The sequence below is a fragment of the Planococcus wigleyi genome, from assembly GCF_014836985.1.
Lineage (GTDB): Bacteria > Bacillota > Bacilli > Bacillales_A > Planococcaceae > Planococcus > Planococcus notacanthi.
Window position 1 is genome coordinate 269,987 of the sequence record NZ_JACSPU010000003.1, and the last position, 15,790, is coordinate 285,776.

The 15,790-nt window shown below is 44.3% G+C and carries 16 protein-coding genes, 1 pseudogene and 1 riboswitch; of the genes and pseudogenes, 14 read left to right on the plus strand and 3 right to left on the minus strand.

Annotated features, from left to right (window positions below; translation table 11 throughout):
* Positions 1–15 precede the first annotated feature (15 nt).
* Positions 16–207, plus strand: a pseudogene (locus H9630_RS10010) (thiolase family protein); the annotation flags it as partial.
* A 137-nt stretch (positions 208–344) separates the two neighbouring features.
* Positions 345–920, plus strand: coding sequence for a TetR/AcrR family transcriptional regulator (locus H9630_RS10015; RefSeq protein WP_191715346.1), 576 nt, complete (start codon positions 345–347; stop codon positions 918–920).
* 15 nt (positions 921–935) lie between these two features.
* Here H9630_RS10015 and H9630_RS10020 read toward each other — a convergent pair whose 3' ends face one another.
* On the minus strand, positions 936–1,487 hold the full coding sequence (locus tag H9630_RS10020; RefSeq protein ID WP_191715347.1) for a methylated-DNA--[protein]-cysteine S-methyltransferase: 552 nt from the start codon (positions 1,485–1,487) through the stop codon (positions 936–938).
* Between the two features lie 196 nt (positions 1,488–1,683).
* On the opposite strand from H9630_RS10020, the gene H9630_RS10025 reads away from it, so the two are divergent.
* From H9630_RS10025 to H9630_RS10070, 10 genes are all read left to right on the plus strand, one after another.
* Positions 1,684–1,836: a hypothetical protein gene (locus tag H9630_RS10025; protein WP_191715348.1), complete on the plus strand. Its 153-nt coding sequence runs from the start codon at positions 1,684–1,686 to the stop codon at positions 1,834–1,836.
* Between the two features lie 106 nt (positions 1,837–1,942).
* A complete protein-coding gene (locus H9630_RS10030; protein ID WP_191715349.1) occupies positions 1,943–2,905 on the plus strand; it encodes a hypothetical protein in 963 nt (320 codons plus the stop codon).
* Between the two features lie 160 nt (positions 2,906–3,065).
* On the plus strand, positions 3,066–4,730 hold the full coding sequence (locus tag H9630_RS10035; RefSeq protein WP_191715350.1) for a formate--tetrahydrofolate ligase: 1,665 nt from the start codon (positions 3,066–3,068) through the stop codon (positions 4,728–4,730).
* Between the two features lie 162 nt (positions 4,731–4,892).
* Positions 4,893–6,392 (plus strand): carboxylesterase/lipase family protein, encoded by a 1,500-nt coding sequence (locus H9630_RS10040; protein WP_191715351.1) that lies wholly within the window; start codon positions 4,893–4,895, stop codon positions 6,390–6,392.
* A 31-nt stretch (positions 6,393–6,423) separates the two neighbouring features.
* Entirely contained in the window at positions 6,424–6,654 is a 231-nt protein-coding gene (locus tag H9630_RS10045; protein WP_191715352.1) for a hypothetical protein, read from the plus strand.
* 116 nt (positions 6,655–6,770) lie between these two features.
* Positions 6,771–8,084, plus strand: coding sequence for a DUF4139 domain-containing protein (locus tag H9630_RS10050; protein WP_191715353.1), 1,314 nt, complete (start codon positions 6,771–6,773; stop codon positions 8,082–8,084).
* Positions 8,085–8,204: 120 nt separating this feature from the next.
* Positions 8,205–8,819 (plus strand): PH domain-containing protein, encoded by a 615-nt coding sequence (locus H9630_RS10055; RefSeq protein WP_191715354.1) that lies wholly within the window; start codon positions 8,205–8,207, stop codon positions 8,817–8,819.
* Positions 8,820–8,950: 131 nt separating this feature from the next.
* Positions 8,951–9,355 (plus strand): acyl-CoA thioesterase, encoded by a 405-nt coding sequence (locus H9630_RS10060; protein ID WP_191715355.1) that lies wholly within the window; start codon positions 8,951–8,953, stop codon positions 9,353–9,355.
* A 76-nt stretch (positions 9,356–9,431) separates the two neighbouring features.
* Positions 9,432–9,533, plus strand: a riboswitch (purine riboswitch).
* A 147-nt stretch (positions 9,534–9,680) separates the two neighbouring features.
* Positions 9,681–10,268 carry a xanthine phosphoribosyltransferase gene (locus H9630_RS10065; RefSeq protein ID WP_191715356.1) on the plus strand — a complete coding sequence of 196 codons (588 nt, stop codon included), beginning with the start codon at positions 9,681–9,683 and terminating at the stop codon, positions 10,266–10,268.
* Positions 10,265–11,584: a nucleobase:cation symporter-2 family protein gene (locus H9630_RS10070; RefSeq protein WP_191715357.1), complete on the plus strand. Its 1,320-nt coding sequence runs from the start codon at positions 10,265–10,267 to the stop codon at positions 11,582–11,584. Before H9630_RS10065 ends, H9630_RS10070 begins: the two co-directional genes overlap by 4 nt.
* A gap of 44 nt (positions 11,585–11,628) precedes the next feature.
* Here H9630_RS10070 and H9630_RS10075 read toward each other — a convergent pair whose 3' ends face one another.
* Positions 11,629–12,624, minus strand: a complete 996-nt coding sequence (locus H9630_RS10075; RefSeq protein WP_191715358.1) for an alpha/beta hydrolase — start codon at positions 12,622–12,624, stop codon at positions 11,629–11,631.
* Positions 12,625–12,886: 262 nt separating this feature from the next.
* On the opposite strand from H9630_RS10075, the gene H9630_RS10080 reads away from it, so the two are divergent.
* Together H9630_RS10080 and H9630_RS10085 are read left to right on the plus strand one after the other, a co-directional pair.
* Positions 12,887–13,624 carry a hypothetical protein gene (locus H9630_RS10080; protein WP_191715359.1) on the plus strand — a complete coding sequence of 246 codons (738 nt, stop codon included), beginning with the start codon at positions 12,887–12,889 and terminating at the stop codon, positions 13,622–13,624.
* Positions 13,625–13,735: 111 nt separating this feature from the next.
* On the plus strand, positions 13,736–14,674 hold the full coding sequence (locus H9630_RS10085) for a ring-cleaving dioxygenase (RefSeq protein ID WP_191715360.1): 939 nt from the start codon (positions 13,736–13,738) through the stop codon (positions 14,672–14,674).
* Between the two features lie 69 nt (positions 14,675–14,743).
* Here the strand turns inward: H9630_RS10085 and H9630_RS10090 are convergent, their stop codons facing one another.
* Positions 14,744–15,652: a proline dehydrogenase family protein gene (locus H9630_RS10090; RefSeq protein WP_191715361.1), complete on the minus strand. Its 909-nt coding sequence runs from the start codon at positions 15,650–15,652 to the stop codon at positions 14,744–14,746.
* Between the last annotated feature and the right edge of the window lie 138 nt (positions 15,653–15,790).

Below are 15,790 nucleotides of genomic sequence, written 5' to 3' on the forward strand. Positions count from 1 at the left end.
GGGAGGCGGACATTCGTGAAAAGAGATGCAGTGATCGTATCGGCGGCACGAACAGCAATCGGAAGGCAAGGCGGTGCTTTGTCATCCCTTCCTGCTCACATTTTTGGAGCGGAAGTAATTAAAGCGGCAGTAGACCGGGCAGGGATCGACACAGCTGTGATAGATGATGTCATCATGGGTAATGTCTTGGCTGGCGGCGATCGTCTGTTTTGATTACCGGAAACACCAGACTGAAAAGGTTCAGCCTGTGCTCCGTGAGATGCTTGGAAGTTTTCTGATTGGATGGGGGTAAAAAATGCTATAATACGACAGAGCTTTTAAGACTAAGAAAGGCAGTGGGCTGCGTGAAAAGTGAATTAATCAAACAAAGCATCAATCTTTTTGTGGAGAAAGGATTCAGTGCCACTTCCATACAAGATATCGTTGATACAATCGGGGTAACAAAAGGTTCTTTCTACTATCATTTCAAAAGCAAGGAAGCACTGTTGATGGATATCCATTCGCATTATATTGATGATCTGTTAAAAAGGCAGAAGACCATCCTGGATACTGAAAAAAGCCATAAAGATAAATTAATAGCCATTGTCGAACTCATTATTGTTGATATTGAAAAACAAGGGGCAGTCGGCCGTGTGTATTTCCGTGAAATTCGCCATTTGAAAGAAGAGAATGCTGCCGTCATCCGGCAAAAACGGGCAGATTTCCGAAACAATATCGAAGTATTGTTGAAAGAAGGCATTAGAGCGAACGAGTTCCGAAGAGAGCTGCAGCCTAAAATCATTACATTTGCCATTTTGGGCATCACGAATTGGAGCTACCAATGGTTCAGTGTCGAAGGCAGTTTGACCGTAAAAGAACTTTCTGCGATGTACACGGATTTTATCCTGCATGGCATTCAATCTCCAAATGCGTCCAACTAAGAGCGTCTCCTAACTTCAATCATTGGAGTTGGGGAGGTGCTTTTTCTTATTGCCATTATTAGTTTCCAACTCCAGCAAAAACCGCTTAAAATCAAGCCCTCCTCTGTAACCGCCGATGGTGCCATTTTTGCTGATGACCCGGTGGCATGGCACAGTGATGAGCAAAGGGTTTGCACCGATGGCGGAGGCCACTGCCCGCACAGCTGAAGGCTTGCCGATCTGTTCAGCAATTTCGGAGTACGTAACGGTTTGGCCGTAGGGAATCTTGTGGAGTGCTTCCCAGACTTGTTGCTGAAAAGTTGTTCCTGCTGCATCGGCAGACAAAGAAAATTCCTGTTGGGACCCATCCAGGTAAGCTGTTAATTCTTGTTTAGAGTCCGACAGCAAACTGTCGTTTTGTTCCAGGCTTGCCGCTGGAAAATGCTTATGGATATAAACCGATAACTCGCTGAAACTGTCACCGGGTGAGCCGATGTAACACAAACCGTTTTCAGTTTTGGCGATGTGCAGTTGCCATTGGCCATGTTCGAAAATAGACCAATAAATGAGGGAACCAGTTGTACGCATTCGCTTCTCATCCTTTCTGATAGTTGAAGAGTTTTCTTGGGTAGGATGGTTGTGTATCTTTGCTGTTACTTCTTACTTTCTTCAAAATAAGGTTTTAGTACAGGAAAAGCAAGCAGATAAAATAGTGGATGAAGAACAGTTTTAATCATTGCGATACGGGAATAAAGGGACTAGCAAAAGAAAGGGAGGGATTACGATGGCAAGAGATAAAAATTTGGAAGAACTGAAGGAAAAACAGTTGGAAAAGGAACAAAGAGAACAGGAGAAAGAGATGGAAATGACAGACAGCGGACGGATCCCCAATCTGGAAGACGACAAGGAAGAGCGTACAGAAGAGAAAGGACAATAGCAGCTGACTTGATTTCCCGCATCCTGGTTTCGACCGGGGTGCGGGTTTTTCATGGGAAGGCGTGTTACTATAGACATTATCAAAAAACAAAGAGAGAGTGGTCTATATGTTCAACTCCTTAATTGAATTAATGGAAGCGAAAGATTTGAAAGACAAGCGTTCAATTCCATGGAATCAAATATGCCAAGAAGAGCGATTATCCGAACGATTTATTAAAGAAAACGTGGACCAAGTGAATTGGAAGCTGATTTCAACCCATCAGGAATTGTCTGAAACGTTCATCCGTAAGTATAGAAACCGTCTGTTTTGGGATGAGATCATCAAAGCTCAAAAGCTTTCCGAAGCCTTTATCGAGAAATTTGCAGATGAAAAGAAATGGCGTCCCATTGCAAAAGAAGAGCTGAGCAAAAAGCAGCAAAAGACATTCGAAAAAGAAGGGCAGTCATTCGATTCAACAGAATATTGGAAGTTTGTCTCGATGAAGCAGCAGTTGGCCAACTCCAAAGGGTTGTCGCCTGCGTTTATTGAAAAGCACCAAGACAAACTAGATTGGACAGAGTTGTGCCGCCATCAGTATTTACCGATGCCGCTGATCCATCGCCATGCCCGCAAAGTGAATTGGACACTGGTGACGCGCCATCAAGTTTTATCCGAACGTTTTATCGAGAAGTACAGCAATGACGTCGAATGGGAGACCATCACTTTTCATCAATCGCTATCCGAACGCTTCATCAACCGCCACCAAGCGAAAATGAGTTTTATTTCAGCGGAAGAAAGGCGTTCTGAAGCCTTTTTATATACCCATTTCAACAAGTTGGATGCGGCGTCGATTCTGGAACATCAACAATTACAGAATGTAAAAAAGTATGATCCTTTGGACGTCTATGTGCTGACTAAAAACAGCGAAAAGAAGTACATTTTGAAGTTTCACGATCTTACGGAAAGTTTAGAACCGGTCCGGAAAGCCGATGAAGAGGAACTTTACGAGCACTTGGAAGAACACGATTTATTGGCAACTGCAGGAGAAGATTTTCCTGAACTGTTGATCGTCGGTGACCTGCGGTTCTGATAAGGGTTAGTCCTTTACGGAAATTGCTGATGATCAGGAAAAATCGAAAACTGATTGATGTAAATAACCGCCTCTCTGCCAGATGGAGAGACGGTTATTTTTTGTTTTTGCGGAAAACAGGTTATACTGAATAAAAAAATTGAAAGTTGGGATTCTATACATGGCGTTTACTGATTTATCAATTGCGAGCGAAGCGACGATCCAGCCAATTTTGGAAATTGCAGAACAGGCGGGGATCTCTAAAAAAGCCTTGGAATTATACGGAAACTATAAAGCGAAAATAAACGTGGATCAATTGCCGCCAGTCCAAAAAATGGGACAAGTGGTGCTGGTGACAGCAATTAGCCCAACACCTGCAGGAGAAGGGAAGTCTACTGTAACTGTAGGGTTAGCGGATGCCTTCAAGCAATTGAATGAATCAGTGGCTGTTGCGTTGCGTGAACCCTCTTTGGGACCGGTAATGGGTGTTAAAGGCGGAGCTACTGGCGGCGGGTTTGCGCAAGTACTGCCAATGGAAGACATCAATCTGCATTTCACAGGAGATATCCATGCCATTACATCAGCGAATAATGCATTGGCAGCCTTGATCGACAATCACTTGCACCAAGGAAATGTCTTGAAAATCGACCCGCGCCGCATCACCTGGAAGCGTGCGCTGGACATCAATGACCGAGCTTTGCGGCAAGTGACCATCGGCCTTGGTGGGCCTGGACAAGGAGTGCCAAGGCAAGACGGTTTTGATATTACGGTAGCTTCGGAAATTATGGCGGTGCTTTGTTTGGCGGGTTCATTGGCGGACTTGAAAGAACGGTTGGCACAAATGGTCATCGGCTATACGTACGACAGAGATCCTATAACGGTAAGAGACCTTGGAGCGGAAGGGGCTTTAACGCTCTTGCTGAAAGAGGCTTTTAAGCCGAACTTGGTGCAGACAATTGAAGGTACACCTGCTATTATCCACGGCGGTCCGTTTGCGAACATCGCCCATGGCTGCAACTCACTGATTGCCACGAATACGGCAAGAAGAGTGGCTGATATTGTCGTCACAGAAGCGGGGTTCGGTGCAGATTTGGGTGCGGAGAAGTTCATGCACATCAAATCAAGAAAAGGCGGTTTCCATCCGGATGCGGTGGTCATTGTGGCGACTGTGCGTGCGCTTAAAATGCATGGAGGCGTTGCGAAAACTCTATTGGCTGAAGAAGATGCGGAAGCAGTCAAACGAGGCATGGTCAATTTAGCAAAGCATGTGGATACGATCCGGCAATTCGGTATCGAGCCGGTTGTAGCATTGAACCGCTTTTCTGGGGACAGCGAAGCGGAATTGGCTGCAGTGCTCGATTGGGCAGAAGCAGAAGGTGTGGCAGTTGCCATGACAGAAGTCTGGGAAAAAGGCGGAGCTGGAGGCATTGCCTTGGCGAGGCTGGTTAAACAGGAACTGGAGCGTCCGACAGATTTCCATCACTTGTATCAGGAAGACGATTCGATCGAAGAAAAACTTCGGACGATTGTCCAGAAAGTTTACGGTGGAGCGGATATTCAATTATCGGATTTGGCACAAAAGCAACTGGTTGAATTGAAGAAATACGGCTGGGATTCCTTGCCGATCTGTATGGCGAAAACCCAGTACTCGTTATCGGATCAGCCTAAACTGCTGGGGCGGCCAGAAGGATTCACCATCACGATCCGGGAAATCATTCCGAAGCTTGGAGCGGGATTCTTGGTCTGTCTAACGGGTGACATTATGACGATGCCAGGTCTGCCAAAACAACCGGCTGCTTTGAATATGGATGTTACTTCTGACGGCAAGGCTGTCGGTTTATTTTAAAGAAAAGGGCTCGCAGCTTATATGCGAGTCCTTTTTTGGTTTTTAAAAAATTGAAATCCTACTCGCTTTAATTTAACTTAATAATCAGAAAAAATAACGCCATTATGGGAAATGAATGGTAGAATATAGGTGTCAAAGCATCATCAGTAAGGGGAGGAAATTATGCCAGGGACCATTGTTGAAAGTATTTACGGAAAGCTGCGAGGCCAGCAACAGGGCAATGTCATTGTTTGGAAAGGCATCCCCTATGCGAAGCCGCCTACCGGCAACCGTCGCTTTCGGGCACCTCAGCCGCCGGAGCCGTGGTCGGAAGTGCGCGAAGCCCTTCTATTCGGACCATCAGCTATACAAGCCAGCAATGGCATCATGGAGTTTTTAGGAAATCGAGCAGACAACACCAGTGAAGATTGCTTGTACTTGAATGTTTGGTCGCCAGCAGCTGATAACCATCGCCGTCCGGTTATGGTATGGATCCATGGCGGGGCTTTTACTACTGGTGCCGGATCCAGCAAAACCTATGACGGCAGTTCTTTCGCAACTGAAGGAGACGTTGTCGTTGTCACTTTCAACTACCGTCTGGGTGCTCTTGGATTTTTGCATTTAGGGGGCATCGGAGGTGCTGACTTTTCGGGTTCCTGCAATTGTGGCATCTTGGATCAACTGGCTGCACTTCAATGGGTTCAGGACAATATTGAAAAGTTCGGTGGAGATCCGGACCGGGTAACGGTTTTCGGGGAATCTGCCGGTGCGATGAGCATAGGGGTCCTGATGGCGATTCCCAAGGCAAAAGGGCTGTTCCAACAGGCAATCCTGCAAAGTGGGGCAGCAGCAAATGTCCTCAGTTCTTCCATTGCGGAAAAAGTCAGCAGCCGTCTTTTGGCTGCATTGAACATCGGGCATGGAGAAGTAGACAAAATCAGGGAGATTCCAGCGCAGCAATTAGTGGATACGGCTGCTTTGCTTCCGGCGATGAGCCTGGTTCCAGTTATAGAAGGCGATTTGCTTCCAGTACACCCTGAGCAGGCACTTGCCAAAGGGATAGCTAAAGATATGCCGGTACTGATTGGCACAAATAAAGATGAATACCGGCTCTTCAGCTTTTTTGACCCTCGTTGGAAACAAGGGGATCAAGAGGAAATCATTTCGATTTTTGAACATACATTTGGCCTTAACTGGTTGGGAATTTCACAGTATTTGCTAAATGGAGAAGAATTGAACCAAAACATTTACGATAAGCTGATGACGATGAGCCTATTTACATTTCCCGCGCTGGAGCTTGCAGAACTGCAGGCTAAGCAGGGTGCTCCTGTTTGGATGTATCGTTTCGACTGGGAGACGCCGGTTTTTGGAGGAGAGCTGAAAGCTTGCCATAGCCTGGAGCTTCCGTTTGTCTGGAACACATTATCTAAAGAAGGCACCGAGCGGTTGACCGGGAACTCGGAGGAACGGCACAAACTGGCGGAAGAAATACACCATTCCTGGATCAGATTTGCCAGAAGCGGCAATCCCAATGCGCCGAAACTGCCGGAGTGGAGGGCTTATAATTTGGAACACCGCCCCGTCATGATTTTTAATCGGGAGAATGTGCTCGTCCATGATCCGAACAGCGAAGAACGAAAGAAATGGAAAAATCTCATGGTTCATCTGGAAAAGTCCCGTTAACAGCAGAAACGGATGAACGGGAGGGACGAATATGAAAAATGAAATCAGGGTCACAGATTTTATTGAACAAGGAACAGCGATCTACATAAAGGCTGAAGTTTACGATCATCAACAAAACCAATGGTACGAAGAAGAACTGAGGTTTTTGGATGAGTTGCTGTATGGCGATTTGGTTCATCCCAGAAAGTCGCCTTTAACAGAACAATGCCGTTTGGAAACCATTGCCTATTTAAAACAGTATTTTGGACGCGCTACCGATTGAACTGACAAATTCCATCTGTGGATCTTGCAGAGCCATGTCCCGCCTTTTTGTGCAAGCGAGTTCTTTTGGTGAATCTAGTTATGGTCAAAACAGGTTCTTGAAAGGGAGAGGTCCGTATGAAATTCCAATCAACGCGCCAGCAACAGACAGCTTTAAGTTTGACTGTTTACAACGATGGATTCGCCTTAGTCAAAGAGACACGAATGATTCCAGGAAACCATGAATTGGAGGAAGTTCAGTTTATGGATATCGCTTCACGGATTGAGGCGGATTCCGTCTTGGTTGATGGGCTTCACGTACTCGAACAAAGTTATGACTGCGATTTGATCAGTAAGGAAAAACTCCTGGAGAAATACATTGATGAAGTGTTGACTGTCAGGAATGCGGAGTTGGGGGAAGAGATGCAAATCCGGCTTCTCAGTGTGACAGGCAGTATTATTGGGAAACGGGTCGATACAAAGGAAATCGTAATTGACCCTGTTGGCCAATTGATTCTTCCGGCGCTGCCGGAGGGGTTATTGACAAAACCGACTCTGGTTTGGAAAATAGCGCCTATTGAAACAGACACAGAAGCGAGAATTTCTTATTTGACTCAAGGCTTGGAATGGCGAGCAAATTATGTGGCGGAAATCCGCGATTCTAAGCTGGTTTTTTCAGGCTGGATTCAACTTTCCAACAATAGCGGGATGGATTTTTTCGATAGCCGGCTAAAATTGGCTTCCGGAAAGGTGAACCGATTTGCAGATGCCTATCCACTGAATGAGTCAATCAGGCTGTTTGCCAAAGCAGAGGAACCTGATTCGGCATTTGAAGAACATGGCTTTGCCGATTATCATGCTTACAGCATGGAACGGGCAATAACCATCATAAGGGAACAGACCAAACAAATCAGTTTCCTGAAAGTGGGGAATGCAGCATTTCGTAAGCTTTACAAAGTGGAAACTGGAAGCAAACAAGTAAAAGTCATTCTTGAATTTGATAATACGGAAGCCAATAACTTGGGCATGCCCTTGCCTAAGGGATTGCTCAAAGTATATGAACAAGACCAGGACGGTGAAATGGAGTTTATCGGAGAAAATGCGATTAACCATGTGGCAGCCGAACAGAAACTATCCTTGGTGATTGGAGATGCGTTTGATCTCATCAGTAAAAACTGGGAGAAAAAGCGCGACAGACGCGGACATTTTGACTATGTCACGCATGTTTATAAAATAAAGAACCAAAAGGCGGAGAATGTTCGGATCGATGTCAGCCATCGAATACTTGAGCGGATTTGGCAGATGGAATCATCTACACATGATTACGAAGTAAAGCAGTCAAATGAACTTGAATTCCGAGTCCGCATCCCTTCGGGGAAAACGGCCGAAGTGGAATTCACATATAAAGTGGATCGGACCGATGAGCGTCTTAAGCAAAGTCATGAAAAGTGAGAAGCATCCTCTTATTGGAAGCTGATAAAATTAATTTCCTTTTAATGGTGATGTTTTAGCTGAGGTTTGATAAAATTATTTTAAGCATCATCATTTTATGGACAAAGGGGAATTGGTAAGATGTTTAAAAAAATGGCTTCTGAAGCACTTGGATTATCGGATATTGGGAAAATAATTGACCCGCAGGATTTTGACAAAACGGATTCTGATGATTATGTCATGACTGAAGATGGAGAGAAAATCTATTTTCTGATCAAAACAAAAGCGGATGAATATTGCTTCACTAATTTGGCCATCATCCATGTCGATGGAGAAAGTGCGATGTCTTCAAAACGTACGTTGAGACGCTATCCATATTCTCAGTACAGCATTTCAAATGTTGTTCTTGAAACTGCGGGCAAGATCGATTTAGATGTTGAACTTGCGTTTACTGTAGGGTCGATTCCTTTTAAAATTGATGTCCAAAAACAGCAGGCGGAGCGTTTGACAGACCTGTATAAATCGCTTTTAAGAATCGCTGAACATACCCATGAAAATGCAATCATCATCAATATGGCCAACGACAGCCTGGAAAAAGCGGTGACGGTTCTGCAGAATTCAAGATCGGGTGATGTGGCATTAAGCGATCAGTATTCGAAGCTGACCGATTTTGGTTTTACCTGGATGACATCTGTCCGCAACCAATACCATGTCAAAGACTTTGGCGATGTATTTGAAAAGTACATCAACAATTGAAATGAAAAAGATGGATGCCGAATGGGTGCCATCTTTTTTTAGTATGGTCCTGCAACAGTGAAACTGAAAAATACGGACAGGAAATTAGAGTGACAGTCTAGAGAGCTGCCTGACAATGAAGGAGGAAGCCAATGTATAAAACGATATTGACGCCAAGGGTTTCAGAGACGGATGGTGTGGGCCATATCAACAATACAACCTTGCCGGTATGGTTTGAAGCAGCCAGAAATCCCTTATTCGATTTGTTCACACCCGACCATGATTTTGCGAAGTGGAAAATGGTCATCGTCAAGACTGTCTTGGAATTCACGGGGCAAATCTATTTTGGCAAAGACGTGGCAGTGAATGTATGGGTCAAGAAAATCGGCAACAGCAGCCTGGAATTATACGAAGAACTTTACCAGGAAGGAAATCTTTGTGCACGGAACACGGCCGTTTATGTGAATTATGATTTGGACAGCCAGAAGTCTGAAAAGATTCCAGAAGCGATCCGCCAGGAATTGGCTAAACACCTTTGGGAAGAAAAAGATAAATAATATTTTGTCTGAATAAACGGAATACTTATTTAACAGAAGCATCTCTTGAAAAGCGGAAACAGCGTGCTATAATAAGACCATTCAAATACGATTCACTCATATAATCGCGGGGATATGGCCCGCAAGTTTCTACCGGTTTGCCGTAAACGAACTGACTATGAGAAGCAACGAAGCACGGGAAATGCGTCTTTTTGGCGTTTATTTCTTTTTGTTTCCTTTCGAATTTAAGCTCGAAGGACATTGCTCCACTCATGGTTATGGATGGATGCACGTTCTGAGGGCTTTTTTTCTTGCCTTCAGCCGTGACAGAAGAGGAGCTGACAGCATGAAGAAATTACAGGATAAAATCATATCGGACGGCAAAGTCTTGTCGGAATCGGTATTAAAAGTAGATTCATTTTTAAATCACCAAATTGACCCGCCGTTGATGCAGGCAATTGGAGAAGAATTCGCTTCACGCTTTAAAGAAGACGGCATTACAAAAATTCTGACACTGGAATCTTCAGGGATTGCTCCAGCGATGATGACTGGACTGGTCTTAGGCGTACCGGCGGTATTTGCCAGAAAACGCAAGTCGTTGACATTGGTTGACCACATGTACACTGCCAGTGTCCATTCATTTACGAAAAATGAAACCAATGATATTTCCGTATCAAAAGACTTTTTGAAAAAAGAGGATGTCGTGCTGGTCATGGATGATTTCCTGGCTAACGGGCAAGCGGCGCTGGGCTTATTGGACATCGTAGAACAAGCAGGGGCTAAACTGGCGGGCATTGGCATCGTTATCGAGAAAGGTTTCCAGCCAGGCGGGAAGTTGCTGCGTGAACGCGGCATCCGTATTGAAACCTTAGCGAATATTTCATCTTTGGAAAATGGCAACGTGTCCTTTTATGAGGAGGCGAAAATTCAATGAAGAAAGCTTTAGGAGAAACAGCTTTAGGATTCCAGCATGTATTGGCCATGTACGCGGGAGCGGTGTTGGTTCCATTAATTGTGGGAGAAGCACTTGGCCTGACGCCAGAGCAATTAACATACCTGGTCGCAATTGATATTCTTCTTTGTGGAGTGGCGACAATTTTGCAGATTGTCAGCAACCGGTTCTTCGGTATCGGACTTCCCGTTGTGCTGGGCTGTACGTTTACTGCAGTTGGACCAATGATTGCGATCGGTGGCCAATATGGCATTTCCGCTATTTACGGGGCTATTCTTGTTTCTGGAGTGTTTGTTGTACTGATCAGTGGGTTTTTCGGCAGCCTTGTGCGCTTCTTTCCACCAGTTGTTACAGGAACCGTCGTTACGATCATTGGGATTACGCTTATTCCAGTAGCCATCAACAATATGGGTGGAGGACAGGGAGCCAGTGATTTTGGTTCTCTTGCCAACATCGGCCTATCTTTCGGAACCTTACTGTTCATTGTCATCATGTACCGTTTTTCTACAGGTTTTCTCAGAGCAATCTCTATCCTGTTGGGGTTAATTGTCGGTACTGTAGCTGCTGCTTTTCTTGGCAAAGTGGATGTTTCTCCTATCGCTGATGCTTCGTACTTTCACATGGTCGAGCCTTTCTATTTCGGGATGCCGACATTTGAATGGCCAGCCATCCTAACGATGATTCTGGTGGCGATGGTGTCATTGGTTGAATCGACTGGCGTTTACTTTGCACTTGGTGATATTACAAAAAAGAAACTCAAAGAAAAGGATTTGGCAAAAGGATACCGCGCAGAAGGGTTAGCCATTGTACTTGGAGGAATATTCAACTCCTTCCCGTACACAGCATTTTCACAAAATGTGGGGCTGATTCAGATGTCGGGCGTCAAATCACGAAAAATCATTTTGATTACAGGAATCATGCTGATCACGCTTGGATTTGTTCCGAAAATCGCGGCGGTCACAACAATCATCCCGCCGTCAGTTCTTGGCGGCGCCATGATTGCGATGTTCGGCATGGTTATTGCGCAAGGCATTAAAATGCTCAGCACCATTATCACGGATTCACAAGAAAACTCTATGATCATTGCCTGTTCTGTCGGAATCGGCCTTGGAGTTACAGTAGTTCCTGAGTTGTTTGTCCAGTTGCCTTCAAGCGTTCAGATTTTGACAAGCAATGGTATCGTAGCGGGCAGTGTTACAGCTATCGTCTTGAACATTCTGTTCAATATGCTTCCTTCTAAAAAAAGACAGCGTGCATCTGCACCTGTAGTGAAAGAAAGCGCAATTAATCAAGGGTGAAAATAAAAAATGAGCAAACCGCTTAATTGCGGTTTGCTCATTTTTTATTTGCTGTGCACGAAAAGAAATTGAAGAGTTTTTTCAAGTGTGTCTTGTGCATCTTCCGTATTTAAATCGTATTGATATTCATGCTTCAGGTTTTTCTGGGTTCCTTCAAAAAAGACTGAGCTGAACTGAACTTGATTGGTTTTCAAAACCTCCACCAGTTCAGTGGACTGGGAAACGAATGGGTCTGCATCGCCCACTGTTATAAAAACAGGTGGATATTCAGGGCTGATATGCTGGACTGTAGAAAGTTCATCGATTTTTGGGAAAGATTCGAAAGGTTCAGCGCCTGTATATGCTGTCAAAAAATAATCGATATTTGGAAAAGCAGTGGCTCGTACAGTGTCTAAATTGTATAGGCCACACAATAGCAATGCTCCTTGCAGTTGGCTGTTGGCAATGGCCGGCTGAATGGCCATGGTTTCGGCTAATTCAACGTTTGATACAAGCGCTGCCACCTGACTGGCAATTTGCGCACCTGCAGAATCGCCTCCTACAAAGACCCGTTCCATGTCGCCGCCATATTCAGCAGCGTGCAGCTGCATATAAGCAAGCGCCTGGTTTGCCTGCAGAATCGGGCCCGGGTAAAGGGCTTCTGGTGCCAACGCGTAATCGATATTCGCCACTACATATCCGGCATCCGCTAATGCCAGCGCATAATCCTGGCGGCTGTCTTTGGATCCACCGACGTATCCGCCGCCATGAATCCATAAAATGACAGGCATGGATGCAGTAGCGTTTTCAGGGTGATAGATATCCAAAAAGCTATTGTCTGAATCACTGTACGCCAAGTTTTTGACGATCTTAACCCGCTCAGTGATTTCATTGATATCAGGAGGAGGGCTGAAAACAGCAGAACCCGAAATTTGTATGGATGCTGAAGCATCGGGAGAAGCATTAATTTCCTCAGAAATGATGACGGCAAACATAAGCGCGACCAGAGAGGCAGAAGCGATCCAATTTTTTTGAGTCCAAGTTCTGGGTTTAGCTCTCACACGATTCATCCTTTAAAGTGAATTTTCATTGATGGTGTTAAGGTGATAATCGATCCGTCAAGAATAAATTTGGTGTTCTATTGCCTGCTATATTGTCCAGCGTCTTTATATAATAGCTATGCTAACACGAATAAAGACAGGGACCAAAGAATTAAGTTCATCAAAAAGAAATATATTTGTAATGTTTAAAAGACGGGTATGTAATACAAAAAGGGTATTCAATCGGGTAAGGCTTTTTTAGGCTTTCGAAAGGAGTGAGCGGATGTTTGGATTAGCCGATTTAATATCGTTGATCATTTCTGCATTTATTATTTTACCAATTGTTGTTTTTTTGAGAGAATCGGGTTATTTAGTGATGAGTTTGATATTGGGAGTAAAGAATCCAAGAATGACGATTGGGTCAGGACCGCGTATCGTTAAGATTGGAATGTTTGATATCCGGAGATACTACCATTTATACAGTTGGTTTTCTTACGACTCACTGAAAAGACAAGGAAAGTTTGCCTATGTATCGTTGTATGCAGGCCCAATTTTAGTGAATATGATTGTAGCCTTAATCATAAATGCCCTGTTGGCAAATGGCATAATTGAAGAGTATGCGACGTTTTGGGACCGCTTTGTCTTTTACGCCTTTTATTATGTAGTATTTGATATTGTGCCGATGAAAACTGCAAACGGTATGCCGAATAACGGACTGATTATTTATGAAATGTTCCGATACGGCAGAAGAACCGACTTTAATAACGAGCCATTCCTACCGTCTACTTCTGAAGTAGAAGAAGAGTACCAAGAGGATATGGAAAAAATAGAAGAAGTTAAAGAACAGCAAAAAGAACAAATTGAAGAAGAACAGAAAAAGTCGAATATTTCTCCGGCTGAAGAAAAACAGATCAAAGAAGAAATTGAAGGAGACAAAAAAGAAACTCAGGAATATTTGGAGAAAGTTAAAGATAATAAGCAAAAAGATCTGGAGAAGCATGAAGACAATCTGCCGAAATAATTTTGCTGTGTCTTATCGCTCTAAGAAATCAGAAGAGATATCTTTAGTTCGAGATAATGAAGTGATAAGATAAGTACGTAGATATAAAGTAAGACGAAGGAGTGCAGCAGAATGTCAAAACAAACAATGGGAATTCACCATATTACAGCAATTGTTGGAGATCCACAGGAAAACGTAGATTTTTATGCAGGAGTATTGGGATTGCGGCTGGTAAAGAAAACAGTAAACTTTGACGATCCGGACACCTATCATTTGTACTTTGGAGATGAAACGGCGAAACCCGGCACCATCATCACCTTCTTTCCGTGGGGAAATGCCTATAAAGGGAAAATCGGTGATGGCCAAGTAGGCGTGACAAGCTATGCAGTTCCATCTGGCGCTTTAGTGTTTTGGCAAAAGAGACTGGAAAAATTCAAAGTTCCGTTTTTAATAGAAACCCGTTTTGGAGAACAGTATATAACGTTTGATGATCCACATGGCCTGCATCTAGAGCTGGTCGAAAGGCAAGATGGAGAACCGAACACGTGGGGAATTGGCGAAGTGACAAAAGATGTGGCCATTAAAGGATTCGGCGGAGCCACACTGTATACCGCCAATGCAGAAAAAACGGCTGAATTATTGGAGACGGTCATGGGCCTTGAAAAAATCGGCGAAGAAGATGATTTGATGCGCTTCCGCGCAGCGAGTGATCTTGGCAACCTGATTGATGTGAAACTGTCCCGAGTCGGTACAGGGCAGATGGGTGTCGGAACGGTTCACCATATCGCATGGCGTGCACAGGATGATGCAGACCAGTTGGATTGGAAAGAGCAAGTGGAAGCCTATGGACTCGGCGTAACTCCGGTCCAGGACCGAAATTATTTTAATGCCATCTATTTCCGCGAATACGGGGATCTGCTATTTGAAATCGCCACCGATCCACCAGGATTTGCGATTGATGAATCACCTGAAGCACTCGGTGAAGCCTTGATGCTGCCAGAGCAATACGAAAGCCAAAGAAAAAATCTTCAGCGGAACCTGCCGCCAATTCAAGTAAGAAGCGTGGATTGAAAAAAGTGGAAGTGGCCACCAATAGAAATAACAGAAAGCACCGCCAGAAAAACCTGGAGGTGCTTTCTGTTATTTGGAAACGAAACTTTTCAATGCCAAGTTGATATTTTGAGGGCGTTCAGCCAGCCGTCTCATGTAATAAGCGTACCAGTCTTGGCCAAAAGGGACATAGGTAGTGAAAGAATAACCTTCTTTTGCCAGGTCTTTTTGCATTTCTGTCCGAAAGCCATAGAGCATCTGGAATTCAAAGCTGTTCAAAGGAATGTTCTTTTCTTTTACAAAAGCTTTAGCTTCTTCGATAATATGATGGTCATGCGTCGCAATGGATGTATATCCAGGAGATTGAAGATGCATTTTAATCAGTTTCAGGTAGTTGTCGTCAATTTCCTTTTTGTCCTGCAAGGAGACTTCTTCGCTTTCCTTATAGGCGCCTTTTACCAGGCGGAGACGGACATTCTGCAGATTTTCAATGTCCTTTTCGGATCGGTATAAATAAGCTTGGATCACAGTCCCGACATTGTCGTAATCCTTCAGCAAAGCTTCGAGGATATCGAGTGTTTGCTGAAGATGGGCGTAGTCCTCCATATCCAAGTTGATGAAAATATCATAGCGGGCAGCAGCTGCCACGATTTCCTGAATATTTTTCAAGCAAAAAGCGAAATCGACGTCGAGGCCGATTTGTGTTAATTTAACAGACAGATGAGCGTTCACGCCGTAGACTTGAATGGCTTCCAGCGTCTCCAGGATGGCCTCTTTAGCTTGAATCGCTTCTTCTTTGGTCCTTACGAATTCACCCAGATTATCGATAGTGGCACCGATTCCATTGGCATTCAGTTCTTTTACCGACTGCATCATGCTGCTGATGTCAGTTCCAGCCACAACTTTGCCGGCGCCCAATTTTAATCCCCACTTTTTAGCACCGCTGTTTAACGCCTGATTTTTGGATAACGCAATGAAAAAGCTTCTTGTTACTCCCACTCCTAATTCCTCCAATACTGTTATAACACTATGTCGATAGGCCAAACTCTTAGAACAGGGAAACGCTTTGCTCAATGAAATACAATCGGTTTTCCGAAGGGAATTGCTGTATAATTCATTGTTATCTCAGAGCATATC

Bases quoted from the DNA above. Each gene is read 5' to 3' on its own strand.
- H9630_RS10080 (WP_191715359.1), top strand. From the start codon at position 12,887: ATGTTTGGATTAGCCGATTTAATATCGTTGATCATTTCTGCATTTATT.
- H9630_RS10030 (WP_191715349.1), top strand. From the start codon at position 1,943: ATGTTCAACTCCTTAATTGAATTAATGGAAGCGAAAGATTTGAAAGAC.
- H9630_RS10085 (WP_191715360.1), top strand. From the start codon at position 13,736: ATGTCAAAACAAACAATGGGAATTCACCATATTACAGCAATTGTTGGA.
- H9630_RS10065 (WP_191715356.1), top strand. From the start codon at position 9,681: ATGAAGAAATTACAGGATAAAATCATATCGGACGGCAAAGTCTTGTCG.
- H9630_RS10025 (WP_191715348.1), top strand. From the start codon at position 1,684: ATGGCAAGAGATAAAAATTTGGAAGAACTGAAGGAAAAACAGTTGGAA.
- H9630_RS10060 (WP_191715355.1), top strand. From the start codon at position 8,951: ATGTATAAAACGATATTGACGCCAAGGGTTTCAGAGACGGATGGTGTG.
- H9630_RS10050 (WP_191715353.1), top strand. From the start codon at position 6,771: ATGAAATTCCAATCAACGCGCCAGCAACAGACAGCTTTAAGTTTGACT.
- H9630_RS10035 (WP_191715350.1), top strand. From the start codon at position 3,066: ATGGCGTTTACTGATTTATCAATTGCGAGCGAAGCGACGATCCAGCCA.
- H9630_RS10045 (WP_191715352.1), top strand. From the start codon at position 6,424: ATGAAAAATGAAATCAGGGTCACAGATTTTATTGAACAAGGAACAGCG.
- H9630_RS10055 (WP_191715354.1), top strand. From the start codon at position 8,205: ATGTTTAAAAAAATGGCTTCTGAAGCACTTGGATTATCGGATATTGGG.
- H9630_RS10020 (WP_191715347.1), bottom strand. From the start codon at position 1,487: ATGCGTACAACTGGTTCCCTCATTTATTGGTCTATTTTCGAACATGGC.
- H9630_RS10070 (WP_191715357.1), top strand. From the start codon at position 10,265: ATGAAGAAAGCTTTAGGAGAAACAGCTTTAGGATTCCAGCATGTATTG.
- H9630_RS10040 (WP_191715351.1), top strand. From the start codon at position 4,893: ATGCCAGGGACCATTGTTGAAAGTATTTACGGAAAGCTGCGAGGCCAG.